Source organism: Actinomadura livida (genome assembly GCF_014648675.1).
Classification (GTDB): domain Bacteria; phylum Actinomycetota; class Actinomycetes; order Streptosporangiales; family Streptosporangiaceae; genus Spirillospora; species Spirillospora livida.
In genome coordinates, this window is the sequence record NZ_BMRO01000023.1 from 62,855 (window position 1) to 89,201 (window position 26,347).

23 protein-coding genes are annotated in these 26,347 nt (G+C 73.3%); 9 read left to right on the forward strand and 14 right to left on the reverse strand.

What is annotated here, in order from left to right; all coding sequences use genetic code 11:
- The 4 genes from IEZ03_RS35160 to IEZ03_RS35175 form a co-directional block, all read right to left on the reverse strand.
- Window positions 1-1,053 carry a BMP family ABC transporter substrate-binding protein gene (locus IEZ03_RS35160; protein WP_184889968.1) on the reverse strand — a complete coding sequence of 351 codons (1,053 nt, stop codon included), beginning with the start codon at window positions 1,051-1,053 and terminating at the stop codon, window positions 1-3.
- Between the two features lie 20 nt (window positions 1,054-1,073).
- Window positions 1,074-2,609 carry an amidohydrolase family protein gene (locus IEZ03_RS35165; RefSeq protein ID WP_184889970.1) on the reverse strand — a complete coding sequence of 512 codons (1,536 nt, stop codon included), beginning with the start codon at window positions 2,607-2,609 and terminating at the stop codon, window positions 1,074-1,076.
- Complete coding sequence (locus IEZ03_RS35170; protein WP_184889972.1) at window positions 2,606-3,634, reverse strand: zinc-binding dehydrogenase; 1,029 nt, start codon at window positions 3,632-3,634, stop codon at window positions 2,606-2,608. Before IEZ03_RS35170 ends, IEZ03_RS35165 begins: the two co-directional genes overlap by 4 nt.
- A gap of 131 nt (window positions 3,635-3,765) precedes the next feature.
- Window positions 3,766-5,223, reverse strand: a complete 1,458-nt coding sequence (locus IEZ03_RS35175) for an aldehyde dehydrogenase family protein (protein WP_184889974.1) — start codon at window positions 5,221-5,223, stop codon at window positions 3,766-3,768.
- Window positions 5,224-5,299: 76 nt separating this feature from the next.
- Here IEZ03_RS35175 and IEZ03_RS35180 point away from each other — a divergent pair, with 76 nt between their 5' ends.
- From IEZ03_RS35180 to IEZ03_RS35190, 3 genes are all read left to right on the forward strand, one after another.
- Window positions 5,300-6,379 carry an NAD(P)-dependent alcohol dehydrogenase gene (locus IEZ03_RS35180; protein ID WP_184889976.1) on the forward strand — a complete coding sequence of 360 codons (1,080 nt, stop codon included), beginning with the start codon at window positions 5,300-5,302 and terminating at the stop codon, window positions 6,377-6,379.
- Window positions 6,380-6,501: 122 nt separating this feature from the next.
- Window positions 6,502-8,718, forward strand: coding sequence for a cytochrome P450/oxidoreductase (locus IEZ03_RS35185; protein WP_184889978.1), 2,217 nt, complete (start codon window positions 6,502-6,504; stop codon window positions 8,716-8,718).
- A gap of 95 nt (window positions 8,719-8,813) precedes the next feature.
- Entirely contained in the window at window positions 8,814-9,917 is a 1,104-nt protein-coding gene (locus IEZ03_RS35190; RefSeq protein WP_184889980.1) for an acetamidase/formamidase family protein, read from the forward strand.
- Here the strand turns inward: IEZ03_RS35190 and IEZ03_RS35195 are convergent.
- The 3 genes from IEZ03_RS35195 to IEZ03_RS35205 all read right to left on the reverse strand — a co-directional run bounded on the left by IEZ03_RS35195 (window position 9,914) and on the right by IEZ03_RS35205 (window position 11,952).
- Window positions 9,914-10,189: a DUF8836 family protein gene (locus IEZ03_RS35195; protein WP_184889982.1), complete on the reverse strand. Its 276-nt coding sequence runs from the start codon at window positions 10,187-10,189 to the stop codon at window positions 9,914-9,916. The two genes, IEZ03_RS35190 and IEZ03_RS35195, sit on opposite strands and share 4 nt — an antisense overlap.
- A 79-nt stretch (window positions 10,190-10,268) precedes the next feature.
- The gene (locus IEZ03_RS35200; protein ID WP_184889983.1) at window positions 10,269-11,048 is read right to left on the reverse strand and encodes a sulfite exporter TauE/SafE family protein; all 780 of its coding nucleotides are present in this window, start codon (window positions 11,046-11,048) and stop codon (window positions 10,269-10,271) included.
- 115 nt (window positions 11,049-11,163) lie between these two features.
- Window positions 11,164-11,952: an ABC transporter ATP-binding protein gene (locus IEZ03_RS35205; protein WP_184889984.1), complete on the reverse strand. Its 789-nt coding sequence runs from the start codon at window positions 11,950-11,952 to the stop codon at window positions 11,164-11,166.
- Between the two features lie 219 nt (window positions 11,953-12,171).
- On the opposite strand from IEZ03_RS35205, the gene IEZ03_RS35210 reads away from it, so the two are divergent.
- The gene (locus IEZ03_RS35210; RefSeq protein WP_184889985.1) at window positions 12,172-12,927 is read left to right on the forward strand and encodes an Rv1486c family protein; all 756 of its coding nucleotides are present in this window, start codon (window positions 12,172-12,174) and stop codon (window positions 12,925-12,927) included.
- 77 nt (window positions 12,928-13,004) lie between these two features.
- Here the strand turns inward: IEZ03_RS35210 and IEZ03_RS35215 are convergent, their stop codons facing one another.
- The 5 genes from IEZ03_RS35215 to IEZ03_RS35235 form a co-directional block, all read right to left on the reverse strand.
- Window positions 13,005-13,721 carry an RDD family protein gene (locus IEZ03_RS35215; protein WP_184889986.1) on the reverse strand — a complete coding sequence of 239 codons (717 nt, stop codon included), beginning with the start codon at window positions 13,719-13,721 and terminating at the stop codon, window positions 13,005-13,007.
- A gap of 88 nt (window positions 13,722-13,809) precedes the next feature.
- Window positions 13,810-14,136, reverse strand: coding sequence for a DUF2752 domain-containing protein (locus tag IEZ03_RS35220; protein ID WP_184890995.1), 327 nt, complete (start codon window positions 14,134-14,136; stop codon window positions 13,810-13,812).
- A 544-nt stretch (window positions 14,137-14,680) separates the two neighbouring features.
- A complete protein-coding gene (locus IEZ03_RS35225) occupies window positions 14,681-15,466 on the reverse strand; it encodes a PP2C family protein-serine/threonine phosphatase (protein WP_184889987.1) in 786 nt (261 codons plus the stop codon).
- 36 nt (window positions 15,467-15,502) lie between these two features.
- Window positions 15,503-16,210: a response regulator gene (locus tag IEZ03_RS35230; RefSeq protein ID WP_229808780.1), complete on the reverse strand. Its 708-nt coding sequence runs from the start codon at window positions 16,208-16,210 to the stop codon at window positions 15,503-15,505.
- Window positions 16,207-17,349 carry a GAF domain-containing sensor histidine kinase gene (locus IEZ03_RS35235; protein WP_184889988.1) on the reverse strand — a complete coding sequence of 381 codons (1,143 nt, stop codon included), beginning with the start codon at window positions 17,347-17,349 and terminating at the stop codon, window positions 16,207-16,209. Before IEZ03_RS35235 ends, IEZ03_RS35230 begins: the two co-directional genes overlap by 4 nt.
- Window positions 17,350-17,573: 224 nt before the next feature.
- On the opposite strand from IEZ03_RS35235, the gene IEZ03_RS35240 reads away from it, so the two are divergent.
- The 5 genes from IEZ03_RS35240 (at window position 17,574) to IEZ03_RS35260 (ending at window position 24,380) form a co-directional block, all read left to right on the forward strand.
- Entirely contained in the window at window positions 17,574-18,260 is a 687-nt protein-coding gene (locus IEZ03_RS35240; RefSeq protein WP_184889989.1) for an SDR family NAD(P)-dependent oxidoreductase, read from the forward strand.
- Entirely contained in the window at window positions 18,257-19,630 is a 1,374-nt protein-coding gene (locus tag IEZ03_RS35245) for an MFS transporter (protein WP_184889990.1), read from the forward strand. The genes IEZ03_RS35240 and IEZ03_RS35245 overlap by 4 nt, the downstream gene beginning before the upstream one ends.
- On the forward strand, window positions 19,627-20,682 hold the full coding sequence (locus IEZ03_RS35250) for an S-adenosylmethionine:tRNA ribosyltransferase-isomerase (RefSeq protein ID WP_184889991.1): 1,056 nt from the start codon (window positions 19,627-19,629) through the stop codon (window positions 20,680-20,682). Before IEZ03_RS35245 ends, IEZ03_RS35250 begins: the two co-directional genes overlap by 4 nt.
- Window positions 20,683-20,750: 68 nt before the next feature.
- Window positions 20,751-21,974 (forward strand): phosphoserine phosphatase SerB, encoded by a 1,224-nt coding sequence (serB, locus tag IEZ03_RS35255; protein WP_184889992.1) that lies wholly within the window; start codon window positions 20,751-20,753, stop codon window positions 21,972-21,974.
- An 84-nt stretch (window positions 21,975-22,058) separates the two neighbouring features.
- On the forward strand, window positions 22,059-24,380 hold the full coding sequence (locus IEZ03_RS35260) for an FUSC family protein (RefSeq protein ID WP_184889993.1): 2,322 nt from the start codon (window positions 22,059-22,061) through the stop codon (window positions 24,378-24,380).
- A 2-nt stretch (window positions 24,381-24,382) separates the two neighbouring features.
- On the opposite strand, the gene IEZ03_RS35265 is transcribed toward IEZ03_RS35260, so the two are convergent.
- Together IEZ03_RS35265 and IEZ03_RS38370 are read right to left on the reverse strand one after the other, a co-directional pair.
- Entirely contained in the window at window positions 24,383-24,862 is a 480-nt protein-coding gene (locus IEZ03_RS35265) for a SixA phosphatase family protein (protein WP_184889994.1), read from the reverse strand.
- Between the two features lie 779 nt (window positions 24,863-25,641).
- The coding region (locus IEZ03_RS38370) for a sodium/proton-translocating pyrophosphatase (RefSeq protein WP_229808781.1) at window positions 25,642-26,347 on the reverse strand (706 nt) is incomplete at its 5' end.

Here is a 26,347-nt window from a genome sequence, read left to right on the forward strand (position 1 = left end):
TCACTTACCGAGCCTCTCCACTTCCGCGGAGGCGTCGATCTTCCCGCTCGCGATGTCCTCCATGAACTGGTCGATCTTCTGCTTGGCCTCGGGGTTGTCGCCGCAGAGCTTGACCGTGGGGTACGGGTCCTTGCCGATCGTCCACACCTTCTGCACGCCCATCTCGAGCTTGCCGTCGGCGAACAGCTTCAGCGCCTCGGTGAAGTAGTCACCGGGGCTGAACAGCACCGACACGTCGAACTTCGGGTCGGCCGAGTCGCACCGGTCGGTGCCCGGGGTCAGCGTGATGAGCTTCTTGGTGTTGGCGAGCCTGGTGGCGGCGTCGGTGGAGCCGCCGAGGTACGGGTACACGGCCCCGACGCCCTGGTCGATCTGCGCCTGCACCGCCTCCTTGGCCTTGGCGGCGTCGTCCTGGTCGCCCGCGTAGGTGGTGGTGATGTTCGCGTCCGGGATCACCGACTTGATGCCCGCCTGGAACGCCTTGGAGGCGTTGATGTTGAAGTCGACCTCCATGCCGGCCACGAAGGCCGCCTTCTTGGTGTTGCGCTGCTGCATCAGGACACCGGTCGCGTACCCGGCGGACAGGATGCTCTGCGCGGGGTCGTCGGTGGACAGCATGATCCGGGGGGTCTGCTCGACGTTGCCGGAGCTCGGGACGTACCAGGCGGTCTTCTCGCACACCGCCTCCTCCGAGGCGGGGATCGCGTCCTTGAGCTCGGAGGCGCCGAGGGCGACCATGTCGACCTTCTGCTGGCACAGCGCGCGGGCGGCGCTCAGCGCCTCGCTCTCCGGGACGCTGCCGCGCTTGATGATCTCCCAGCCCTTCTCCTTGGCGAAGGTCTCGGCACCGGTCACGAAGCTCTGGTAGTAACCGTTGTCGTTGATGTCGCCGGGGCTGAGCACGCCGATGACGACCTTGCCGTCGCCGTTGACGTCGGCGTTCGGCACCACGCCGCCGGAGCCGGAGGAGGCGCCCTGGTTGGCTGTGGCGTCGCTGTCGGCGCAGCCGGCGAGGGCGAGCAGGGTGGCGCACGCGACGGCCGCGCTCGCCATCCGTACCGTTTTACGGTTCTTCACCTCAGTGGTCCCTTTCGATCGGACGATGAGACGAGCAGGTTGCGGGAGCTGGGTCTGCCGGTGGCGGTGACCACCGGCCAGCGGCGGGGGATCCGCAGTCCGGCCGCGCGCAGCAGCGCGGCCGATCTCGACTCCGCCTCGCGGCGGAGTTCCGCTGTGTCGACGGTCGTGATCCGGCGGTCGCGGACGACCGCCTTCCCGTCGACCAGGACGTCGCGGACGGTGTGGCCGGGTGCACCCCACACCAGGTGCGTGGCCAGGTCGCCGGGCGGCGTCCAGGCCGGGTCGTGCGCGTCGAGCACGACGAGGTCGGCGGCCTTGCCGACCTCGATCGACCCGATCAGGTCGCCGAGGCCGGCGGCCTCGGCACCGGCGCACGTGGCCAGCGCGAACGCCTCGTCGGCGCGCAGCGGCCAGGTGCCCCGGTCGTTCTCCAGGCCGGCCAGCAGCCCGGCCGCGCGCAGCACGTCGGGTGCGTCGCCGGCGTTGTGGGCGTCGCAGCCGAGGGCGACACGGCCGCCGCGGCGGACCAGCTCGCCGTGCCGCCCGGCCCGCGTGTAGCCCTGGCCGAGCCGCAGGTACGCGCCCGGGCACGACGCCACGGCGGTGCGGGTCGCGAGGACGGCCTCGACCTCGGCGTCGTCGAGCCACACGGCGTGGCCGAGGACCAGCCGCGGCCCCAGCACGCCCAGCTCGCGCAGGTGGACGAGCGGGCGGACGCCGGTGCGCCGCAGGTACGACTCGGCGTCGCCGGGTCCGGGCGACATGTGGAAGGTCATCGTGGTGCCGAGGCGTTCGGCGAGCTCGGCGGCGCCGGTGAACAGCTCGTCGCTGACCAGGTCGTGGCCGACCAGCGTGACCCACCCGGTCACCGGCCCCTCGGCGGGGAGGCTCCGGACGATCTCCTCCTGGCGGGCGAGGGCCTCGGCGGCGGGCAGCGAGTGCGGCACGCCCGGGGCGTCCCAGCCCCAGCCGCCGACCCGCCCCCGGATTCCGGCCGCGGCCAGCCCCGCGGCGACTCGGCCGGGGTGCGCCACGGTGCCCGCCTCCAGGACGGTGGTGACCCCGCGCAGCAGCGACTCGGCGGCGGTCAGCGTCGCCGACAGCTCGTCGTCGTCGCCGGTGACGCGCCCGTGCAGCGGCACGGCCCAGCCGAAGATCGCTTCCTGGGCGTCGATGTCGTCGGGGATCACGCTGCGGATCAGCGGGTCCACGGTGCAGTGCTGGTGGGCGTTGACCAGGCCGGGGATCACGACGCAGCCGGTCGCGTCCAGTTCCGCGGCGCCGGGGTGGGCCGCGCGGAGCGTCCCGTAGGCGCCGATGCCGGCGATGCGCCCGTCCTCGACCGCGACGGTGGCGTCCGTGACGACCTCGCGTCCGGGCGCCATCGTGACGACCGTCCCGCCGGTGACCAGGAGCGGGGACCCGTTCCGCCCGGTGGTGTTCGGCCCGGTGATGTTCGGCCCGGTGATGTTCGGTCCGGTGATGTTCGGCCCGGTGGTGTTCGGCCCGGTGATGTTCGGTCCGGTCATGGGCGGACCAGGATCTTGCCGATGGCGGCCCGCGACTCGGCGGCGGCGAACGCGGCGGGCAGCTCGTCCATGCCGTACTCGGCCATCCGGACGGTCCGCAGGCCGCCGCCGAAGTACGCGTCCAGCATCGCGGCGAACTCGGCCTCGGTGTAGGCGCCCGTGCCGAGCACCCGCAGCCCGCGGTGGTACACGCCGGCGAGGGAGAGCGTGACCTCGTCGCCGGTGGTGTTGCCGAACGTCACCAGGCGCCCGCCCGCGCGCAGGGAGTCCAGGGAGGTCTGCCAGGTCGCCGCGCCGACGTGGTCGAGCGCGAGGTCGGCGCCCTCGCCGCCGGTGAAGCGGCGCACGGCCGCGACGACGTCGGCGTCGTTGTGCAGCAGCAGGTCGGCGCCCAGGTCGGCGGCGAGCGCGAGCTTGGCGTCGCTGCCCGCGACCGCGACGACCCGCGCCCCGGCGCGCTTGGCGAGCTGCACCGCGGCGATGCTGACGCCACTGGCGGCGGCCTGCACCAGCACGGTCTCGCCGGGGGCGGCCGCGCCGACCGTGACGGTGGCGCGCCAGGCGGTGCTCCACGCCGACGGCAGCGCCGCGGCCTCGGCCAGGTCGACGTGCCCGGGGACGCGGTGGACGAGCCGGGCGGGCACCCGCACGTACTCGGCGAACCCGCCGGCGGTGTTCCCGCCGATGACGCGGACCGCGGCGCAGTGGCCGGGCTCCCCGGCGGCACAGCGCGGGCACGTCCCGCAGCCGTGCGTCGGGTCGACCACCACGCGGTCGCCGGGCGCGTACCCGGCGGCCTCGTCCCCGGCCGCCGCGACGTGGCCGGCGACGTCCATGCCGGCGATGTGCGGGAGGCGGAAGCCCGGCAGCACCGCGGGGCCGCGGCGCTGCAGGACGTCGAGCCGGTTCAGCGCGCAGGCCCGTACCCGGACCAGCACGTCACGGGGACCGGGGACCGGGTCGGCGATGTGCCGCAGCGACACCACCTCCGGGCCGCCGAACCCCGTCTGGACCAGCGCTTTCACCAGGGACCTCCGCCCTCAGCCACTTCCTGCCATCTCGCATTGTGAGTCACCGACTCGCAATGTGAGGGCAACTCTGAACCCCGCTCACGGGGCGTGTCAACACCCGCGCCGGAAATCGCGGCGCGCGCGGCTCAGCGGTCGAGCAGCCGCACCGCCACCGCCTTCTCCTGCGTGTACTCGCGCAGCGCCGCGTATCCGCCGCCCGCGCTGAACCCGCTGTCCTTCTGCATGTTGAACGGGAAGCCGATGACGCCCGCGTCGTGGAACTGGTTCACGGCGACCTGCCCGGCCCGCACCTCCTTGGCCGCGCGCAGCGCCCGCGACACGTCGTCGGTCCAGATGCAGGCCAGCAGCCCGAAGTCGGTGTCGTTCATCATCTCGACGGCCTGCGCGGTCCCGGTGAAGCCCTGGATCGCGAGCACCGGCCCGAAGACCTCCTCGCGCACGACCCGCATCCCCCGGTCCACCCGGTCCAGGACGGTCGGCGCCACGAACCAGCCCTCGTCCGGCACCTCGGCCTTCGCGCCGCCGGTGACGACCCGCGCGCCCTCGCCGGGCGCCTCCTCCAGGAAGCCGAGCACGCGCTCGCGCTGCTCGCGGCTGACCAGCGGCCCCATGTCGAGGTCCATGTCCCAGGTGCCGAGCCGGACGGCGCGCATGCCCGCGGCGACGCGCTCGGTCACCTCGTCGCGGATCGACTCCTCGACCAGGAGCCGCGAGCCCGCGTAGCAGTTCTGGCCCGCGTTCTCGGTGATCGAGCCGACGATCGCCGGGATCGCCACGTCGAGGTCGGCGTCGGCGAACACGACGTTGGGCGACTTGCCGCCCAGCTCCAGCTTGACCGGCACGAGGTTCTCCGACGCGGCGCGCATCACCGCGCTCCCGGTCGCGGTGGAGCCGACGAAGCTGATGTGGTCGATGTCCGTGTGGGAGGTGAGCGCCTGGCCCGCCTCCGCCCCGAGCCCGGTGACGACGTTGAACACCCCGGGCGGCAGGCCCGCCTCGCGGGCCAGTTCCGCCAGCGCCAGCGGGCCGAGCGGGGCGACCTCCGACGGCTTGAGCACGACCGTGTTGCCGGCCGCGAGCGCGGGCGCGACATTGGCGGCCGACAGCAGTGTCGGAACGTTCCAGGGAAGCGTCACCGCGCACACTCCCCACGGCTCCGGGATCGTGAACCCGAGGTAGTCGGGCGTGCGGGTGGGCAGCGTGACGCCGGTGAGCTTGTCGGCGGCGCCGGCGAAGTACTCGATGATCCCCTGCGCGATGAACGCGTTCATCCGCCCGCCGGACAGCGGCTTGCCGACGTCGCGCGCCTCGACCCGGGCGAGGTCCTCGACGCGCTCCATGACCAGCGCGGCCCAGCGGCCCAGCAGCGCGCCGCGCTCGGTGGGCGAGGTCGCGGCCCAGCCGGGGAACGCGCGCCGGGCCGCGGCGACGGCGGCGTCCACGTCGGCCTGGCCGCCGCGCGCGATTCGCTGGATAACCTTGCTGTTCGCCGGGTCCAGGACCGGGAGTTCTCCCTGGTCAGCGGCGGGGACCCAGGCTCCGTCGATCAGCTGGCGGGCGACCGGAATCTCAAGTGCGGACATACCGGAATCCTTGACCGGAACTATCCCGCATGTCAAGATGCCATATCTCTTTATGAAATGAACGTTGGGAGGCCGCATGCGGGTCACCGCCGCCGTACTGGACCGTCCCGGGGAGCCCCTGGCCCTGCGGGACGTGGAACTCGGCCCGCCCCGCCCGGACGAGGTCCTGGTCCGGCTCAGCGCGGTCGGCATCTGCGCGACCGACCTGGAGTTCGCGACGTTCTTCGAGGCCCCGGCCGTGCTCGGGCACGAGGGCGCCGGCATCGTGGAGCGGGTCGGCGACCGGGTCACGTCCGTGGCGCCGGGCGACCACGTGGCCCTGTCCTTCACCTCGTGCGGGCGCTGCCGGCCCTGCCTGACCGGTTCGCCCGGCTACTGCCTGCGGTTCGACGCGCTCAACTTCAGCGGGCGGCGCCCCGACGGGACCTCGGCCGTCTCGCTCGGCGGCACCGAGATCAACGCGCACTTCCTCGGCCAGTCGGCGTTCGCCGACCACGTGGTCGCGCCGGAGCGGGCCGTCGTGCCGATCGGCAAGGACGCCGACCTCACCCTGGCCGGGCCGTTCGGCTGCGGCTTCCAGACCGGCGCGGGCGGCGTGCTCAACGTGCTGCGGCCCTCCCCCGGGTCGTCGATCGCGATCTTCGGTGCGGGGTCGGTGGGCATCGCCTCCGTCCTCGCGGCGGCGCTCAGCGGCTGCACGACCGTCGCCGTCGTCGACCTCAACGCCGAGCGGCTGGCCACGGCCGAGTCCCTCGGCGCCACCCACGGCGTCACCGGGGGCGAGGGCGCCGCCGAGGAACTGCGCTCGATCGCCCCGGACGGGTTCGACTTCGTCCTGGAGACCACCGGCCGCGCGGACGTGCTCCGCACCGGCGTGGAGGCCCTCGCCCCGCTCGGCCGCTGCGGCGTGATCGGCGTCGGGCCGAGCGCGGAGATGAGCTTCGACTGGCGCAGCGTCCTCAACGGCCGCACGATCACCGGCATCATCGGCGGCGGCGCGATCCCGCAGGTCTTCGTGCCCGAGCTGCTGCGGCTGCACGCCGCGGGCCGGTTCCCGGTGCACGAGATCGTGGAGCGCTTCCCGTTCGAGCGGATCGGCGACGCCGTCGACGCGGCGAAGAGCGGGACGGTCGGCAAGGCCGTCCTGACCTTCTGACCGCGAGGCCGTCCCCCCGAGGCCGGTCTGCGAGGCCGGTCTGCGAGGCCGGCCCCCGAAGTTCCCAGAGGCGCGGCTGGGCAACACCGCGCGGAAGCCATGCGGCACCTGGAGTCGCGCACATGACGCAGCAGCAGATGACACAGCAGGAGCAGTTCGACCACCACTCGGACGAATGCAACGCCGACCCGGTCGCGTACTACGCGGCGTACCGGGAGGGGTGCCCCGTCGGGCGCACCTCGGCGCACGGCGGGTTCGTCTACACGACGCGGTACGCCGACGTCGCGCGGATCGCCCGGGACGACGAGGCGTTCTCGTCCTCGCGCGAGGCGACCGGCATGGACGGCGTCGCGATCGTCATCCCGAGCGGGCCGGGCCTGGAGCAGTACCCGATCGAGCTCGACCCGCCCCGCGCCACCGGCTACCGCGACCTGATCAACCCGCTGCTCACCCCGGCGGCGGTCGAGCGGCTGCGCCCGATGATCGCCCGGCACGCCGCCCGCGCCGTGGACGCGTTCATCGAGCTGGGCTCGGCCGACTTCGTCCGCGACCTGACCAACCCGGTCCCCGCCGCCGTCACCCTCGACTGGCTGGGCTTCCCCGAGGAGGACTGGGCGAGGCTCGCCGGGCCGGTGCACGACATCTTCGCCGCCCCCGCCGGCAGCGAGCGCGCGCAGCGGGGCGCCGAGGGCCTCGCCTACATGGAGCGGCGCATCCGCGAGCTGATCCGCGACCGCCGCGCCGAGCCCGCCGAGGACGCGGTCAGCGCCCTCGTCGGCGCACGCGACGAGCACGGCGAGCCGTTCGGCGAGGACGAGCTGGTCTCGGTGATCGGCCTGCTCATCGCGGGCGGCGTCGACACCACGACCTCGCTGACCGGGTCGACGCTCGTCCACCTGAGCCGCAACCCCGAGCAGCGGCGGCGCCTCATCGACTCCCCCGACCTGCTGGACCGCGCGACCGAGGAGTTCCTGCGGGCGTTCGCGCCGTCGCAGTCGATGGCCCGCACCGCGCTGGACGACGTCGAGATCGGCGGCTGCCCGGTCAAGGCCGGCGAGCGCGTCCTGATCCCGTGGGTGGCCGCCAACCACGACCCCGCCGTGTTCCCCGAGCCCGAGGAGATCCGGCTCGACCGCGACGCGTCCCGGCACCTCAGCTTCGGGATCGGCTCGCACCGCTGCGCCGGGGCCCACCTGGCCAGGGCGATGTTCCGGGAGATGATGACGCAGGTCCTGACCCGCCTCCCGGACTTCCGGGTGCTGGAGGACGGCCTCGTCGGGTACCCGACCAACGGCAACCAGAAGGGCTGGGACGCGATCCCGGCCGTCTTCACCCCGGGCCCGCGCGCCACCGGCACGTCGGTGGCCGCCTCCCCGCTCGGCGCCGCCTACGACCTGACCGTGACGCGCGCCGAGCCCGCGGCCGACGGCGTGCTCGCCCTGACGCTGGCGCGGCCCGACGGCGCGGAGACCCCCGAGTGGGAGCCCGGCGCGCACCTTGAGCTGCGGCTTCCGTCCGGCCGCGTGCGCCAGTACTCGCTGTGCGGCGACCCGGACGACCGCACGCGCTACCGCATCGCCGTGCTGCGCGAGCCGGACGGCCGGGGCGGCTCGGAGGAGGTGCACGCGCTCGCCCGCGAGGGCGTCACGTTCGGCGTGCGCGGCCCGCGCAACCACTTCCCGCTCGTGGACGCCCCGTCCTACCTGTTCCTCGCGGGCGGGATCGGAGTCACGCCCATCCTGGCCATGGTCCGCGCGGCGGCCGCGCGGGGAGCCGACTTCCGCGTCGTGTACGGCGGCCGCACCCGCGCGACGATGGCGTTCCTGGACGAGCTCGCCGCCCTCGCGGGCGACCGGCTCCGGGTGCTGCCCCAGGACGAGGCCGGCGTCCCGGACCTGAAGGCGATCCTCGCGGAGGCCGGACCGGACGCCGCCGTCTACTGCTGCGGCCCCACCGGGATGATCGCCGCCGCGGAGGGCGTCTGCGACGAGCTGGGGATCCGTCCCCGCCTGCACGTCGAGCGCTTCACCGGCGACGACTCGCTGGAGGTGGCGTTCGACCCGGCGCTGAACACCGAGTTCGACGTCCACCTCGCGCGGACGGGCGCCACGCTGCGCGTCCCCGCCGACCGGCGGCTCATCGAGGTCGTCCAGGAGGCGGTGCCCGGCCTGTCGTACGACTGCGAGAAGGGCTACTGCGGGGCGTGCGAGACGCGCGTGCTGGCCGGCGAGCCCGAGCACCGGGACTCGCTGCTCACCGAGGAGGAGCGGGCCGCGGGCAAGACCATGATGATCTGCGTGGGCCGCTGCACGTCGTCTCGCCTGGTGCTCGACTTGTAGCGCCCATACGAGACAGCATCTCGTATGGTGCGGGTTTTACACACGGTTAACGGTCTCGGAACGGTGCCGCACCACCCGGCGGCGAGCATTCGGGCATGCTTCAGCCCAAAGAAGGCCGGATCGACGGCGCGCACTACCTCCCGACCACCCCCGAGACCTGCCTGTGGGGCCGGCTCCCGAACCGGGACCGGCCCCCAGTGCTGCGGGTCGCGTCCGGCGACACCGTCACCATCGACACGCTCAGCCACGAGGGCATCCTGGAGGACCAGGGCCGCGACCCGGTCACGTACCTCGCGGGATTCGGCGTCCCCGCCGGGGAGGTGCTCGCCGACGCCCGCGACCTGGCCGCGTCCGGGGTCGCCCACGACTACGACGACGACGGCCCGCACGTCGTCACCGGCCCGATCGAGGTGGCCGGCGCGGAGCCCGGCGACATGCTGCGGGTCGAGACGCTGAGCCTGCTGATCCGGGCGCCGTACGGCTTCATCAGCAGCAGGCACGGCTACGGAGCGCTGCCCGGCGAGTTCCCCGAGACCGCTCCCGACAGCGGCCCCGGCGAGGACGGCGGCGTCCGCGCCTACAACAGCGTGTGCGAGTTCGTCGAGGTCATCGAGGAGGCCGGGCGCCTGCACGGGACGCTTCCGTACGGCGGCGGGCGCGCCGCACGCTTCCCGCTCAAGCCCTTCCTCGGGCTGATGGGCGTGGCGGCCGACACCGCCGACCCCGTCCACTCGGTCCCGCCGGGCAGCCACGGCGGCAACCTCGACATCAACGAACTCCAGGTCGGCTCGTCGCTCTACCTGCCCGTCCACGTGCCCGGCGCCGGCTTCTACACCGGCGACCCGCACTACGCCCAGGGGAACGGGGAGGTCGCGCTCACCGCCCTGGAGGCGCCGCTGCGCGCGACGCTGCGGCTGACGGTGATCCCGCGCGCGGAGGCGTCCGCCCTCCTCGGCATGCTGGACGAGCCGTTCGCCGAGACCGCCACGCACTGGCTGCCGCTCGGCCTGCACGAGGACCTCGACGAGGCCGTGCGCCGCGCCGTCCGGGCCGCGGTCGGCTTCCTGTCGGCGACGCAGGGGATGCCCCGGCACACGGCCCTCGCCTACCTCAGCGGCGCCGCCGACTTCGAGATCAGCCAGGTCGTCGACGGGATCAAGGGGGTCCACTGCATGATCCGCAAGGCCGACTTCCGCTAGCCGCCCGCCTCGCCGCGCCCGTCTCCGCGCCCGTCGCCGGAGCGCTCGCCCTTCTCGTCGGCCACGGGATGCTCCACCAAAGCCAAAACCCGGTTGGACATGAACCGGGCCGTGCGGATCGTGGTGCCCGTGCGGGTCACCTCGCTGACCTCCACCACGCCGCGCCGATTGCCGATCTCCACGCGGCGCCCGGCGCGGGTGGCGGCGACCTCGTAGGTCCTGGTCGCGGATCCGCCGACGTCCACCACGATCTCGACCCAGTCACCCTTCATGGGCACCCCCTGAAGCATCCGAACGGATGTTCGATATGTACCCGGGAACGGCCCTCGGCAATCCCGCCGCGGACGCGGATCAGCCGAACAGGAGCTGGGCGATCGCGGCCAGTCCCACCGCGACGATCACCCCGCGCAGCACCAGCGGCGGGATCCTGCGCGCGAGCCTGGCGCCGAGCAGCCCGCCGATCGTCGAGCCGACCGCGATCAGCAGCACCGCCCACCAGCTGATCTCGGTCTCGCCGAGCAGCCACATCCCGATGAACAGCAGCGCGGCCGTGCCGTTGACGATGGACACCATCGCGTTCTTGGCGCCGTTGAGCCGCTGCAGGTCGTCGTCCAGCGCGATCCCCAGCAGCGCGATGAGCACGATCCCCTGCGCGGCGCCGAAGTAGCCGCCGTACACGCCGGTGCCGAAGACGCCGATCCACAGGCCGGGTCCGCCCTCCGGACGGTGCCGCTCCCGCCCGTCGCGGCGTTCCCGCATCCACGCCTGGAGCCTCGGCTGGACGACCACCAGCACCAGCGCGACGAAGATCAGAACCGGCACGATGACGGCGAACGCCTCGGGCGGCAGCGTCAGCAGCAGGAGGCCGCCGGTGATCGCCCCGGCGAACGAGGCGCTGCCCATCCGCACCAGCCGGCGGCGCTGCCCCCGCAGCTCCTCGCGGTACCCGTACGCACCGCTGACGTTGCCGGTCACCAGGCCGAGGTTGTTGGACACGTTCGCCACGACCGGCGGGTAGCCGAGCGCGAGCAGGGTCGGGAACGTGATCAGCGTGCCGGAGCCCACGACGGCGTTGATCCCGCCGGCGGCGATCCCGGCGGCCAGCACCGCGATCGCGTCAAGGACGTCCACACCGCACCTACTCGGTTAAAAAGCTGACAACAGCCTCACGATGGTAGAGAACGGTGCAGGTCAGTCCGGAAACCGGGGTGCCCGGAAGGAACGTTCCCGGCCGTCCGCGCCCGGCTCACCGGACGGCGCGGGCGTACCAGCGGCCGTTCTGGCGCTCCACGGTGAGCGGGAGCCCGAAGGTGTCCGACAGGTGCTCGGCGGTGAACACCTCGTCCACCTTCCCCTGCGCGACGATCTCGCCGCCGCGGAGCAGCAGGGCGTGGGTGAAGCCCTCCGGGACCTCCTCCACGTGGTGCGTGACCATCGCCATCGTGGGCGCGGCCGGGTCGTCGGCGAAGGCCGCCAGCCGGGCGACGAGCTCCTCGCGGCCGCCGAGGTCGAGGCCCGCGGCGGGCTCGTCCAGCAGCAGCAGCTCGGGGTCGGGCATGAGCGCGCGGGCGATCTGGACGCGCTTGCGCTCGCCCTCGGACAGCGTCCCGAACGTGCGGCGCATCAGGTCGGCGCAGCCGAGGGCCTCCAGCAGCGAGACCGCGCGGCTCACGTCGGTCGAGTCGTACTCCTCCTGCCAGCGCCCCAGGATCGCGTACGAGGCGGTCAGCACCAGGTCGACGACGCGTTCTCCGGCCGGTACCTGCTGCGCGATCGACGAGCTCGCCAGCCCGATCCGGGGGCGCAGCTCGAAGACGTCCGTGCGGCCCAGCTCCTCCTCCAGGATCACCGCCTTGCCCTCGGTGGGGTGCAGCATCGCGGCGGCGATCTGGAGCAGCGTCGTCTTCCCCGCCCCGTTCGGGCCCAGCACGACCCAGCGCTCGCCCTCGCTCACCGTCCACGTCACATCGCGCAGCAGGGTCGCCCCGCCGCGCCTGACCCCGACTCCGCGGAGCTGAAGCACTTCGCCGGCCATCGCGCGCCTTCGTCTCCCATCCGGTGGTCCCGAACCTCAGACAAGAACCTATGTGATCCGGGGCGTCGGGCGCCTCCCGCCTCCCCACCGGAACGACGGTTCCGCCATGCACCCCGGGCGCAAGAGGTTGCTTACGTACGGCGGCAACGGCCTCGCGAACGCTTATGGTGGATCGCATGCTCGTACGGGAGTGTTGGGAAAGCGAATGAGCAAGAACGTATGAGAGCCGCCGCCGCGACAGCGCTGGTCTCCTGGGGGAACGCCTGGCTGACCGGGCACGTCGGCCTGGACGAGGCGGTGGACGCGGTCGAGGAGAGCGCGGGCCCGCAGATCCTGGGCGGCGAGCCCGCCGAGGTGACGCTGCGCCGCGGGCTCGGCGACCTGCGCGTCGGCGGGATGACCGCGCTGCGGCTGGCACTGCCCGAGCCGGGCGACCCGCTGGGCCTGACCGGCCCGCCCCCGCTGAACCGCGCGGCGATCGACGCGGGGGCCGCCGTCGTCGCCGTGCTGGACGGCCGGGCGATCGGCCTGGTCCCCGCCGAGGACCGGCGCGGTTCGTCGTACGTCGGCGTCCGCTGGGCGACGCACGACGCCTCCCCGGGGCTGCCCGACGTCCCGTCCCTCGCGGACGCCGACCGGCAGCTCACGCTCGCGATGCGGGACGCCACCGAGGCGCTGCTGACCGTGGACGACTTCGCCGGCGTGCCGCCCGAGATCGCGGACGCGCTCGTCGACCTGCGCGACCCCGAGCGCGGCGGCCACCCGCTCGCGCCCGGCTACCCGCCGCGCGCCCACCGCGTCGCCGCGCTCGCGGGCCGGCTGTCCCTCGTCGTGGAGCTCGCCCGGCAGATGGACGACCGCGGCCTCGGCGCCGACCAGATGCGGCGCCGCGCCGAGGCGCTGCGGCTGCTGGACCGGGCCGTCCGGCGAGCGCTGGTGGCCGCGTGCAACAGCGCGTTCGACACGGTGCCGTGACCCGCGCCCGGGAGCAGAGGCCGTCAAACGGAAGCGGGGCGCCCCCGAAGGGACGCCCCGCTCTCATGGACCTGTGATCAGGCGCGGACCACGATGGTGTTGCACACCTTGTCGGCGAACGTCTGCTTGCGGTCGTCCCACAGCGGCCAGAGGAAGCCGAGGTAGCACAGCGCGCTGTCGAGGACGTGCGCGATCTTGCGGACGACGGCCATGCCGAAGCCGATCGGCTGCCCGGTCTGCGCGCCGACCAGGCGGATGCGCATCTGCCGCTTGCCGATCGACTGGCCGGTCGTGCCCTCCTGGTGGCAGATCCACAGGAAGAGGCCGAGCCAGACGGCGAGGCCGATCAGCATGAACAGCACGCCGATCGCGGCGGCGCCGCCGCTGCCGGACCCGCTGAGCAGGCTGCCGATCAGGTACAGCACGAAGAACGGGGCGACGACGATGAGGTAGTCGATGATGTAGCCACCGGCACGCGAGCCCCACTCGGCCAGCTGGCCGGTCGAGCCGTAGTGGTGGTGGTGCACCTCCTGCTGGTAGCCCTGGGCGGGGGGCGCCGAGTGGGCGCCGTAGCCGGGCTGCGCGGGGGGCTGCTGGCCGTAACCGGGCTGGGCCGGGGGCTGGCCGTATCCCGGCTGCGCGGGCGGCTGCTGGCCGTAACCGGGCTGCTGGCCGTAACCGGGCTGCGCCGGCTGCTGGCCGTAACCGGGCTGGGCCGGGGGCTGCTGGCCGTACCCGGGCTGTTGCTGCCCGTAGCCCGGCTGCTGACCGTACGGGTCGTAGGGGTTGCCCACACTTGCTCCTTATTGATTGACCCTGTGGTTGTGTGACGCCCGCCGGACCCGGTGGGCTCCGCAAGTCTGACCGAGGATCGACCGCGGCTCAAACGCGCAGAACACCGAACCGGACGAGCTGCCACAGCTCCGACCCCAGTAGGGCGGTGCCGAGCATCCAGGCACGGGTCTTCGGCTGGAGTGCCCACCACCGTCCTCCCGGCCCGAGCGGTGCGAGCGCCACGGCGATCGCGCCGACCAGGGCCACCGGGTTCGCCAGCACGGCCTGGGCGGGACGGCCCGAGCCGAGTTCGATGAACACGGTGGTGCTCCCGCAGAGGGGGCACGGGATTCCGGTGAGCGCCCGAAGGGGACAGAGCACGCCGGGGTCGTTGACACGGTGGATCCAAGACGCGCCGATGGCCGCAACGGCCATCGCCGCGACACGCAGCACCACACCCTTGGGTCCATGCCGTGCCGCGGTGAGGGTCCGGCTCACGGTCCCGCCGAGCACACCGTTCGGTGCACCGGCGGCCGCCGCCCCGGGCGCTTCCCCCACGAATCCTCCGCCTCGATGACTGAACTGAGTGACCCGTATACAGGGTTCACCCCGAGGCGGGTCAAGCCCGGCCGACGATCCGCGATCGGACCGTTACCCAGGGCTCGCCGACGCCACCTCACGGCAAGAGTAGGACAAATCGCCACCTGCGCGAGCACTCTTTCACCCGACGAGTTCCACGAATCGTCTGGAATTTCGCGGCGGACGAAGCAAACGAGCGACCAGCGGGACGGACGCGCACGGAGCGGAGCGACGTCCAGGTAAGGCGTACGGGCCAGAACGGACGTCCTGCGAGGTGAGACGCCGTGTGACCAAAGGCATGCACAAACCGCCACATGCGGCCAGCGCGCGCGGATGTGCGGGGGTGGTGCGGGAGGGCGGGGCGAGTTGGGCGGGCGGGTGGTGAGAGGTGGGCCGGGGGTCAGGCGTTGGCGGCGGCGCCCACGACGAGAGGGGTGCCGGGGCCGGTGACGTGCTCGGACTCGACGACGTCGGCGACGACCGCGGTGATGTTGTCGGGGCCGCCGTTGTCGCGGGCGAGCTCGATCAGGCGGTCGACGGCCCGCTGCGGGTCTGCCTCGGCGGACAGCACCTCGTAGATCTTCTGCGCGTCGACCGGGCCGCTCAGGCCGTCGGAGCACAGCAGGTAGCGGTCGCCGAGCTGGGCGTCGCGCAGGCGCAGGTCGGGCTCGCGGTCCTCGCGTCCGTCCAGGACCCGGTAGAGGACGTGCGACAGCCGCGACGTCTCGGCCGGGTCGGCCTGCTGGCCGGCCTGCTCGGCCTCCGCCTTGAGCAGCTCGTCCATCGTGTGGTCCTGGGTCATCTGGTACAGCTCGCCGTCGCGCAGCATGTAGCCGCGCGAGTCGCCGACGTGCGCCAGTGCCACGGACTCGCCGTCCCAGAGCATGGCGGTGAGCGTGGTGCCCATCCGGCTCAGGTCGGGACGTTCCTCGCGGGCGAGCCGGAGTTTCTCGTTGGCCTCGGCCACCGCGCGGCCCAGCGCGTCGACAAGATCGTCTTTGCGGGCATCGGTGTCCAGCGAGCGCAGTGAGCCGATCACGGTGGAGCTCGCGACCTCGCCGCCCGCGTAGCCGCCCATCCCGTCCGCGACAGCGATCAACCGCGCACCGGCGTAGCCCGAGTCCTCGTTGTTCTCTCGGTTGCAGCCGATGTCGCTGCCTGCTGCGTATCTGATTGCTACGTTCATACCAATTTCGATGACGATCCTGTCAGAGGAGTTGTATCAGCCGCGGGCCGTGGCTCCACCGGTTTCCCCGGGGGCGCCGACGCCGTGCCGGACGGCGTACAGGGCCGCCTGCGTCCGATCCTGGACTCCCAGTTTCATGAGCAGATTACTGACGTGCGTCTTGACCGTCTTTTCGGACACCACGAGCGCGCGGGCGATCTCCCGGTTGGACCTCCCCCGCGCGATGTGCACGAGCACCTCCCGTTCCCGTTCGGTCAGCGCGGCCAGGCCGCGGTCGTCTCGGCCGGCCCCGCCCCCCGGGCCGTCCGCCAGCATCGCCTCGGCCGCGTCGGGCGCGAACAGCACGTGCCCGTCCCGGACCGCCCGGATCGCCTGCACCAGCGCCTGCGGATCGACGTCCTTGTACAGATACCCGGCCGCCCCCGCCTGCACCGCCGGCAGCACGTGCCCCCGCTCGGTGACGCTGGTGAGGACCAGGACCCGTGCCGCCACCCCCCGAGCCCGCAGCTCCGTCAGCGCGGCCAAGCCGTCGGCGCCCGGCATCTTGAGGTCCATGAGCACGATATCGGGCTCCAGCGATTCGGCCAGTGTCACGGCCGACACGCCGTCCTCGGCCTCGCCGACGACCTCGATGTCGTCCTGGATGCCGAGGAAGGTGCGCAGCCCCTGCCGGACGACCGGATGGTCGTCGGCGATCAGGACCCTGATCGTGCCGCCTCGCGGGCCCGTGCCGTTCGCGCTCACAGCGGCACCTCCAGCCGGACGGTCGTGCCCTTCCCCGGCCGTGCGTCGATCGTGAGGCCCCCGCCGATGGAGTACGCCCTGTCCCGCATGGAGGCGAGCCCCAGCCCGTTCTGGGGCTCGGCCGCGTCGGACGTGTCGAACCCAGAACCGTCGTCGGCGACCTCCAGGACGGCGCTCCCGTCACTGGTCGCCAGCCGCACCTCGACCGTCTGCGCCCCGGCGTGTCGCAGCGCGTTGTAGAGGGCCTCCTGCGTGATGCGGAAGGCGACGGCCTCGTGCTCCTCCGGCAGCACCACCGCTTCGTCGGCGGCGATGCGCACGCTGGCCTCGTGGGCCCGGTCGAGGACCTCGACGTGCTTGCGCAGCGAGGGGACCAGCCCGTCGGCGAGGTCGGCCGGGCGCAGCTCGAAGATCACGGCGCGCAGCTCGTTGAGCGCCTCGGCGGCCAGCCGCTCGACCTGCTCCAGCTCCCGGACGGTGCGGGCCGGGTCGCGCTCGGCCAGCGTGGACGCGGTGCGGGCGGTCAAGCGCAGCGAGAAGAGCTTCTGCGCGACGGCGTCGTGGAGCTCGCGGGCCATGCGGTTGCGTTCGGCGACGACCGTCAGCTCGCGGTTGTGCTCGTACAGCCGCGCGTTCGTGATGGCGATCGCGGCGTGCGCGGCGAACAGGGTGAGGAGTTCCTCGTCGTTCGCGGTGAAGCCGCCGGGGTTGCGCTTGTTGGCGAGGAAGACGATGCCGAGGACGTCCTCGCCGTCCAGGATCGGCACGCCCAGGAAGTCCTTCAGGACGGGATGCGCGACCGGCCAGCCCTCGAACTCGGGCTCCTTGCGGATGTCGGCGAGCCGCTTCGGCGCGTCGCTCCGCAGCATCGCGGCGAGCATCCCGTGCTGGCGGGGCATCGGCCCGATGCGCTCCCACTCCTCCTCGGAGATGCCCTCGACGACGAACTCGGCGAACGAGCCCTCGTCGTCCGGCACGCCGAGCGCGGCGTAGCGGGCGTCCAGCAGCTGCGCGGCCGCCCGGACGATCACCTGGAGCACCTCGTGCACGGACAGGTGCCGGGTCACCGCGAGCACGGCCGAGCTCACGGCGTGCAGGGTCGCGCCCTGGTCGCCGCAGCCGCCGCTCTCGGTCTCCATCCCGGCCTCTCGTCACCCGTGGTACGAGCGCCTTCCGGCACTCACTGTGAAGACCGTACTCGGTGCCCGGGTCTTCTCGCTTCCCCCGGGAAAGGCGAGCCTGCACACGGTTCGCCCCATCTGCGGCGCGGGCGCGGCGGACCCGGGTCCTAGGACCATCTGACCACCGCCCGGGGACCCGTCGGCCGATGCCTGGAATCGCGCGGATTCCTAGCGTCGACGGCATGAGAACAGCACTGATCACCGGGGCCTCCCGCGGGCTCGGCCGGGCCCTGGCCCGCGGACTCGCCCGGGACGGCTGGCACGTCGTCGTCGACGCGCGCGACGCGGACGCCCTGTCGGCCGCCGTCCGGGAGATCGGCGGAAGCGCCACGGCCGTCGCCGGGGACGTCACCGATCCCACGCACCGCGCGGACCTCGTCCGGGCGGCGGACGGCGGGCTCGACCTGCTCGTCAACAACGCGAGCACCCTCGGCCCCACGCCGATGCCGCGGCTGGCCGAGCTGCCCGTCGCCGACCTCGCGGACACCTTCGCGACGAACGTCCTGGCGCCGCTCGCGCTCGTCCAGGACTTCCTGCCCGGACTCCGGGAGCGCGGCGGCGCGATCCTGAACGTCACCTCGGACGCGGCCACGGAGAACTACGAGACGTGGGGCGGCTACGGGTCGTCCAAGGCGGCCCTGGAGCAGCTCTCCAACATCCTGGCCGCGGAAGAGCCCGGCGTCGCCGTGTGGTGGGTGGACCCAGGTGAGATGAACACCGCCATGCTGCGCGCGGCCGGCGAGGACGCCGATTCCGCCCCGCCTCCCGAGCGGACGGCCGCCGTGCTGCGGCGGCTCGTGGCGGACCGCCCGCCCAGCGGCCGGTACCGGGCCGCCGACCTCCCCGCCGAACCCGCCGCCGCGCGATGACGACCGTCGTCGACCCCGATCCTGCAAAGGCCGCGCCGGGCGGCGACCGCGGCCTGCTGGGCGCCGGGTTCCGGGGGCCGACGTTCGGCATCGTCACGGTCGTCACCCTGCTGGCCTTCGAGAACATGGCCGTCGGCACGGTCATGCCCCTGGTCGCCGGGGACCTGGACGGGCTGGCCCTGTACGCGTGGGGGTTCAGCTCGACCCTGATCACGAGCCTGCTGTCCATCGTCCTGGCGGGCGGCTGGGTCGACCGGTCGGGTCCGGGGCGGCCGTTCATGACCGGGCTCGGCACGTTCGTCGCGGGCCTCGCGCTCGCGGGCGCGGCCCCGTCCATGTGGCTGTTCGTCGCGGGCCGCGCCGTGCAGGGCTTCGGCTCGGGCGTCGCGATGGTCGCCCTCTACGTCATGATCGCCCGCGTCTATCCGGAGGAGCTCCGCCCCCGGGTGTTCGGGGCGCTCTCGGCCGCCTGGGTGCTCCCGTCGCTGATCGGCCCCGCGGTCGGCGGCGTCGTCGCCGAGCACGCGGGCTGGCGGTGGGTGTTCCTCGGGCTGATCCCGCTGGTCGTCCCGCCGGTGCTGCTGCTCGTCCCGGCGCTGCGCGGCACCGGGCTCGCGGGCGGCGGAGCCGCGGCGGCGGGCCGGAGCCGGTACCTGGCCGCGATCACGGTCTCGGCGGGCGCCGGGATCTTCCTGTACGGCCTGGACAGGCCCGGCTGGACGATGGCGGCGGCCGCGGCCGCCGGGCTCGCGGGTCTCGCCTACGGGCTGCCCAAGCTGCTGCCCGCCGGGACGCTGCGGTTCCGGCGCGGTCTGCCGAGCGTCGTCCTGGTCCGGGGGCTTCTCGCCGGCGCGTTCTTCGGCACCGGCGTGTTCATCCCCCTGGCGCTCACCCGGCTGCACGGCTTCAGCGCCACGCAGGCGGGGGTCGTCCTGACGGTCGGCTCCCTCGGCTGGTCGGCGTCGGCCCAGTTCCAGAGCAGGTCGAAGCGGCCGCGCGCGTTCTTCGCCTGGCTCGGCGCCGTGCTCGTCACCGCCGGGATCGTCCTGTCCGTCGGCGCGCTCCAGTTCTCCGGCTGGCTCACCGCCCCCGCGTGGGTGATCGGCGGTGCCGGGATGGGCTTCGCGATCAGCAGCCTCTCCGTCCTGCTCCTCGACCTGTCGCCCGCGGGCGAGCAGGGCGTCAACTCGTCCGCGCTCCAGATCAGCGACACCCTCGGCTCGTCCCTGGTGGTCGGCGTCGCGGGCGCGCTGGTCGCCGGCTTCGGCGCCGCCCGGCTCGGCACGGGGCTCGCCGTCGCCGGGGCGCTGTTCACCGCGATCGCCGCCCTCGGCGTGATCACCGCACTCCGGCTGGAGGCCCGCCCATGACCGTCGAGTTCGCCCTCCCCGCCGCCCTGGAGGCGCACGAACCGCCCGAGGCGCGCGGCCGCGCCCGGGACGGCGTCCGGCTCCTCGTCTCGCGCCGCGCCACCGGAGAGGTCTCCCACCACGGGTTCCGCGACCTCCCCTCGCTGCTCGAACCCGGGGACCTCCTCGTCGTCAACACCTCGGCCACGCTGCCCGCGGCCGTCCGGCTCGACCGGATCAGCGTCCACTTCTCCACGCCCGTGCCCGGCGGGGACGACCGGCTGTGGATCGTGGAGCTGCGGCGCCGCGCCGGAAAGTCCGACCGGCCCTACTCGGGCGGCCGCTGCGGCGAATGGATCCCGATGCCGGGCGGCGCCACGCTCACGCTGGTCAGGCGGCACGCGAGCGGGCGGGGCGGGCCGTCTCCCAGGGAGTCCGACCGGCTCTGGGAGGCCAGGCTCAGCACCGCCGTCGTCCCGTACCTGCGGGGGCACGGGACGCCGATCCGGTACGGGTACGTGCGCCAGGACTGGCCGGTCGCCGCGTACCAGACGGCGTTCGCCCACGACCGGACGGCGGGCGGCGCCGAGATGCCGAGCGCCGGACGCCCCTTCACCCCCGAACTCGTCACCCGGCTCGTCTCGGGCGGCGTACTCATCGCGCCGATCACGCTGCACACGGGCGTGGCGTCCCCCGAGGCCCACGAACCCCCGTACGCAGAGCGCTACGAGGTCCCGGAAGCGACGGCCGCGCTGGTCGGGCACGTCCGTTCCCGGGGCGGGCGGGTGATCGCCGTCGGCACGACCGCCGTGCGCGCCCTGGAGACGTCCGTGGACGCCTCAGGACGCGTCCGGGCGTCAGCGGGGTGGACCGAGCACGTCGTGACGCCGGAGCGCGGCGTCCGGGCCGTCGACGGCCTCCTCACCGGGCTGCACGAGCCGAAGTCGTCCCACCTGATGATGCTGACCGCCATCGCCGGCCCCGGCCTGCTCGCCGCCACCTACGAGTCCGCCCTGGCCGAGCGCTACCTCTGGCACGAGTTCGGGGACGCCAACCTCATCCTGCCCGGCTAGCGACGCGTCTCGCATGGCGGACCTGACGCGCGGGCCGCACGTCACGGCCGGTACCGTTGGGAACAGCTATGGACGGGTCAGGACAGCGCACGCTCCTCATCACACTCACCGGCCGCGACCGCCCCGGCGTGACGTCGCGTCTCTTCAGGACACTCGCGGAATTCCCGCTCACCGTCGCCGACGTGGAGCAGGTCGTCATCCGCGGCCGCCTCATCCTCGGCGTCCTGCTCGCCTACAGCGAGGGCGCCGACATCGGCCGGGTGTGGAACGCCGCCGAACGCGTCGCCAACGACCTCGACATGGAGATCGAGCTGTCGACGGGCCGCAACAAGCGGATGCCGAAGCGCCGCGGCCGGCTCCACGTCACCGTCCTCGGCGCGCCGCTGAAGCCCGCCGCCATGGCGGGCATCGCCGGCCGCATCTCCGCGCACGGCGCCAACATCGACCGCATCGAGCGGCTCGCGCAGAACCCCGTGACCTGCATCGAGATGGACGTCTCCGGCGCCGACCCCGACGCGCTCCGCGCCGCCCTCACCGCCGAGGCCGCCGAGCAGCAGGTGGACGTCGCCGTCCAGCACGGCGGCCTGCACCGGCGCGCCAAGCGGCTCATCGTCATGGACGTCGACTCCACCCTCATTCAGGGCGAGGTCATCGAGCTGCTCGCCGAGCACGCCGGCTGCCTCGACGAGGTCTCCAAGGTCACCGAGGCAGCCATGCGCGGCGAACTCGACTTCGAGGGCTCGCTGCGCGAGCGGGTCGCGCTGCTCGCCGGGCTCGACGCGTCCGCCATCGACGACGTCCGCGACAAGCTCCGGCTGGCCGCGGGCGCCCGCACCATGGTCCGCACCCTCAAGCGCCTCGACTACAAGTTCGCCATCGTCAGCGGCGGCTTCACCCAGGTCACCGACGCCCTCGTCGAGGACCTCGGCATCGACTACTCCGCCGCCAACACGCTGGAGATCGAGAAAGGCAAGATCACCGGCCGGGTGCACGGCCCGGTCATCGACCGCGCCGGCAAGGCGGCCGCGCTGGAGCGCTTCGCCAGCGAGGCCGGCGTCCCCGTCAGCCAGACCGTCGCGATCGGCGACGGCGCCAACGACCTCGACATGCTCCAGGCCGCCGGCCTCGGCATCGCCTACAACGCCAAGCCCGTCGTCCGCGAGGCCGCCGACACCGCCGTCAACGTCCCCTACCTGGACACGATCGTCTTCCTCCTGGGGATCTCGCGCGAAGAGGTCGAGGCCGCCGACGCCCTCGACGCCCGGGGCGACGAGCCCCCGGCCGCCCGGTAGGCAGCGGAGCGTGCACCCGCACCCGCAGGCCGCGCGGCACACGCCGGCCGCCTCGTGGGGCCGCGGGGACGAGTGGCGCTGAGGATGCGGTCCAGGGTGCGGGCCGGGCTGCGCAGGGGCCGGGCGGCCCTGGAGAGCCCCGCTGACGGCGAACGGTCCCCGGTACTGCAGCGGGCACGGGAAGCCATCGTCCAGGCCCAGGGGCACGCGACGCCCATGTACGGCATCGCCGCGGCGCTCGCCATCGCGGTGCCGCTGTTCATCGGGACGATCACCGGAAACGCCGTCCAGGGGTCCGTGATCGCGCTCGGCGCCTACCTCGTCGCCCTGCGGGCACCGGAAGGCCCCTACGGGACGCGGGCCCGGAACCTCGCGGTCGGCGTGGTGGTCGTCGCGGTCGGCTCGGGGATCGGCGGGCTGCTGAGCGAGCGCACCTGGCTGCCGGTGCTCGTGGTGCCGCCGCTGGTCGCCCTCGGCACCGCCATACCGCGGATCGGCTCGACGGCCGGCCTCGCGGTCCTGCTCAGCGCGGTCCGGCCGCCGTCCGACGTCATCCTCATCGGGGTGCTGGAGCTCATCGGCGGGCTGCTCGTCGCCGTCCTGCTGCTGGCGCCGTGGCCCGCGCGGCGGCTGCGCCCCCTGAACACCGCGCTGAGCGACACCGCGGACGCGGTCGCCGAGGCGCTCGACGCCGTCGCGCAGGAGATCGGGGCACCCGACGCCAGCCTCCTCGACGACGTCGACGTCACCGACCCCGACCTGCTCGCCATCACCCGCATCCCCGACTGGGAGGCCAAGCGGCGGGCCGCGTCGGAGGCGCTCACCACGGCCCGCGCCACGTACGGGCTCTACCGCTCCGGGCGCGGGCGCCAGGACCCCACCCGGCCCGAGCGGCTCATCGAGGGACTGGCCCGCGTGCTGCACGAGACGGTGACGCTGCAGGCCGTCCTGGAGGCCACCAGGAACTACCCGCCCGACCGCCCCTGGCAGGAGGAGACGCAGACGGCGATCTGGGCGCTGGCCGCGCGGCTCCGGCTGATCTCCGGCACGATCGCCACCGGCGGCGAGGCACCGCTCGGCCGCGAGGAGTCCGCCGCCGTCCGGCGCATGGGACGCGCCGCCGAGCACATCCGGCGCGCCGGGCTCGCCGGAGACGAGGACCTCGTCGCGGTCGCGCTGATCGGGCAGGTGCGCCGGTCCGTCGACCGCATCGCCGGCGAGGTCGCCCGCACCCGCCGCATCACCGCGGGCGGGCTGCGGATCGGCCTGTCGCCGCCCCGGATGCCGGCGACCCTCAGCCCGGCACCGGTCCTGGGCCGGATCCGCAACGCCGTCCGCACCCGCTCCCCCCGGTTCCGGCAGGTGTCGCGCGTCTACCTGACGGCACTGGTCACCATGGCGCTCGCCGCCGCGCTGCACCTCCAGTTCGGGCACTGGATGACGATCACCGCGATGCTGAGCCTCCGCGCCACCTACGGCGAGACCGTGGAACACCTCGTCCAGCGCTTCGGCGGCACCGCCGCCGGCTCGGCCGTCGCCGCGATCATCCTCGCGATCGCGCCCGGGCAGTCCACCATCGCGGTCATCGCCTTCTGCTTCGCCGTCGCCGGCTACGCGATGCGCTCCGTGAACTACACCTACTGGGCCCTGTTCGGGACGCCGCTGGCGATGATGCTGCTGGAGTACAGCACACCCTCCGACTGGCTCACCGCCGGACAGCGCATCGTCCTGACCCTCGGCGGGACGATCATCGCGTACCTCGCCGTCCGGCTGCTGTGGCCCGCCGGGCACCTCGAACGCCTGCCCGTTCTCCTCGGCCGCCTCCTCGACCGGCACGCCGACCTCGTCCGCGCCGCCGCCGACGTCCTCGCCGGCGAACGCACCCGCCTCCCCTACGACAAGATCGTCGCCGCCGAACGCGCCGCGGAGGCCGTCGCCGAGACCCGCACCCGCCTCGGCCACGAACGGCTGCCCGACACCGCGCTGATCACCGAGCTCGGCACCGCCGTCGACGCCGCGCACCGCGTCCGCGACCACCTCATCACCGTCGCCAAACTGTCCCGCGAGGAGGCCGTGGACACCGGCCCGATCCCCGAGATCCTCGACCGCCTCGCCGACCAGTTCGAAGAAGCCGCGGAACTACTGGAAGACGAAGAGCACGACCCCAAGGCCGAGACGCCCGCCGAAGCGCTCAGCGAGGAACTCGCCGACCTCGACACCCACCTGTCCAAACTCACCAGGCGCCGCCGCGCCGAACTCAGCTCCGGCGTCGACCGGGACGAGTTCACCCCGCTCCGGCACGCCCTGCTGCAGGTCTCCGGCACCCGCCACGTGATCCGCCTGCTGCGCGAGGACACCGGAACCGTCATCGACTCGTCGCTGCAGGCCGCCGAACCGCGACCCTGACGTCAGTCCTTCGGAGTATGGGTGGCGCGGAGCGTCCCCGACCCGGGATGCACGTCCGCCCACGCACCCGACAACTCGATCACCGCGAACGCACACGTCGGGAAGAGCGCCGGCGCACTCCCGGCGAGATCGTAGACGAGCTGGTGCACCGACGGATTGTGCCCCACGAGCAGCAGCCTCCCCACCTCGTCCGGCGTCCGGCTCACCAGCTCGAGAAGCTCCCGGGGGTCGTTGTCATAGATGCCCGACTCGAAACTCACCTCGGCGTCGACGTCCAGCAGCGCCAGCGTCTCCCGCGTCCGCGCCGCCGTCGAACACAGCACCAGATCCGGGACGAGCCCGTTCGCCCGCAACCACTCCCCGGCCGCCGCGGCATCCCGCCGCCCGCGATCGTTCAGCGTCCGATCGATGTCCGCGACCCCCAACCCGGCGACCGCCTTGGCATGGCGAAGCACGACAAGCGCCGGCGTACCCACTTCCATCTCTCTCCCTTCTTATTGCATTGCCCTTGGCGGTCAGGCGCTGGAGCGCCTTCCCTTCGGCGGGCAATGCGCGCGATCGCTGCATCGCTCCGACTCGCCTAGCGGCTCGCTGCGCGATCAGGTTTCTCGCAGGCTCGAAACCTGCCTTCGGACGCGATCGCAAGCCTTGAGGTCGTTGCGGGGTTGCTGCGGTGGCTGAGGTCTGCCCGCCCCTCATAGAACCGCCCAGCCCCGGCGCTGAAGCGCCTTCCTGCGGCGGGCACGCAGTGCTCCGGCTCGCCCTGGGGGCTCGCTGCGCGATCAGGTTTCTCGCACGCTCGAAACCTGCCTTCGGACGCGATCGCAAGCCTTGAGGTCCTTGCGGGGTCGCTGCGGTGGCTGAGGTCCCCGCGCCCCTCACAAAACCGCTTAGCCGCGGCGCTGAAGCGTCTTCCTGTGGTGGTGGGGCTGGGGGGCCGGGGGGTGGCTGGTCGAGGGCGCGCGAAGGGGGTGTCGTGCCGGTGGGGGCCACGGTCGCGGGGGGTTACGGGGCTACGAGCGCTGCTAGGGCCCAGAGCAGGAGGATTACGCCTAGCATTCCGCCGAGCACGATGGCGAAGCCCTTGGCACCCGACATGGTCGACTTACCGTCGCCGCTCGTCACAACGCCTCCCGAGTTCGCATCGCTTCGCCTGGATCGGCACGTACAGCGTATGACCGATTACGGGCGTTCCATGCACGACCCCCGGCATGCGGAGGGGCCGGCGGCGCCGTGCCGCCGGCCCCTGTCTCGCTACCGGTCAGTTCTTCTTGCCGGCCGACTCGTCCTTGCCGGACTCGGCCTTGGCGGAGTCGGCGCCGACCGCGGCCTCCTCCGGGGTGCCCTCCTCGATGGCGCCGCCCTCGGCCGTGCCGCCCTCCGTGGCGGCCGGGCCGGGTGCGCCGCCCTCGACGGCCGGGTCGGCGATCGGGTCGGCGCGCCGCTTGGAGATCACGATGGCGGCCACCACGACACCGACGGCCAGCACGGTCACCACGACGCGCAGCAGGGTGTTGCCCGCGTACGTCACGACCGCCGGCGCGATCAGCAGCGCGACCAGGTTCATCACCTTGATCAGCGGGTTGATCGCGGGACCGGCGGTGTCCTTGAACGGGTCGCCGACCGTGTCACCGATGATCGTGGCCTCGTGCGCGTCGCTGCCCTTGCCGCCGAGCTGGCCCTCCTCGACGAGCTTCTTGGCGTTGTCCCACGCGCCGCCGGAGTTGGCGAGGAATACCGCCATCAGCACGCCCGCCGCGATCGCACCGCCCAGGTAGGCGCCCAGCGGCGCGTACCCGAGGGCGAAGCCGACCGCGATCGGGGTCATGATCGCGAGCAGTCCGGGGGTGGCGAGCTCGCGCTGCGCGTCCCGGGTGCAGATGTCCACGACCCGGTCGTAGTCGGGCTTCTCGGTGTAGTCCATGATCCCGGGCTTGGTGCGGAACTGCTCGCGCACCTCCACCACG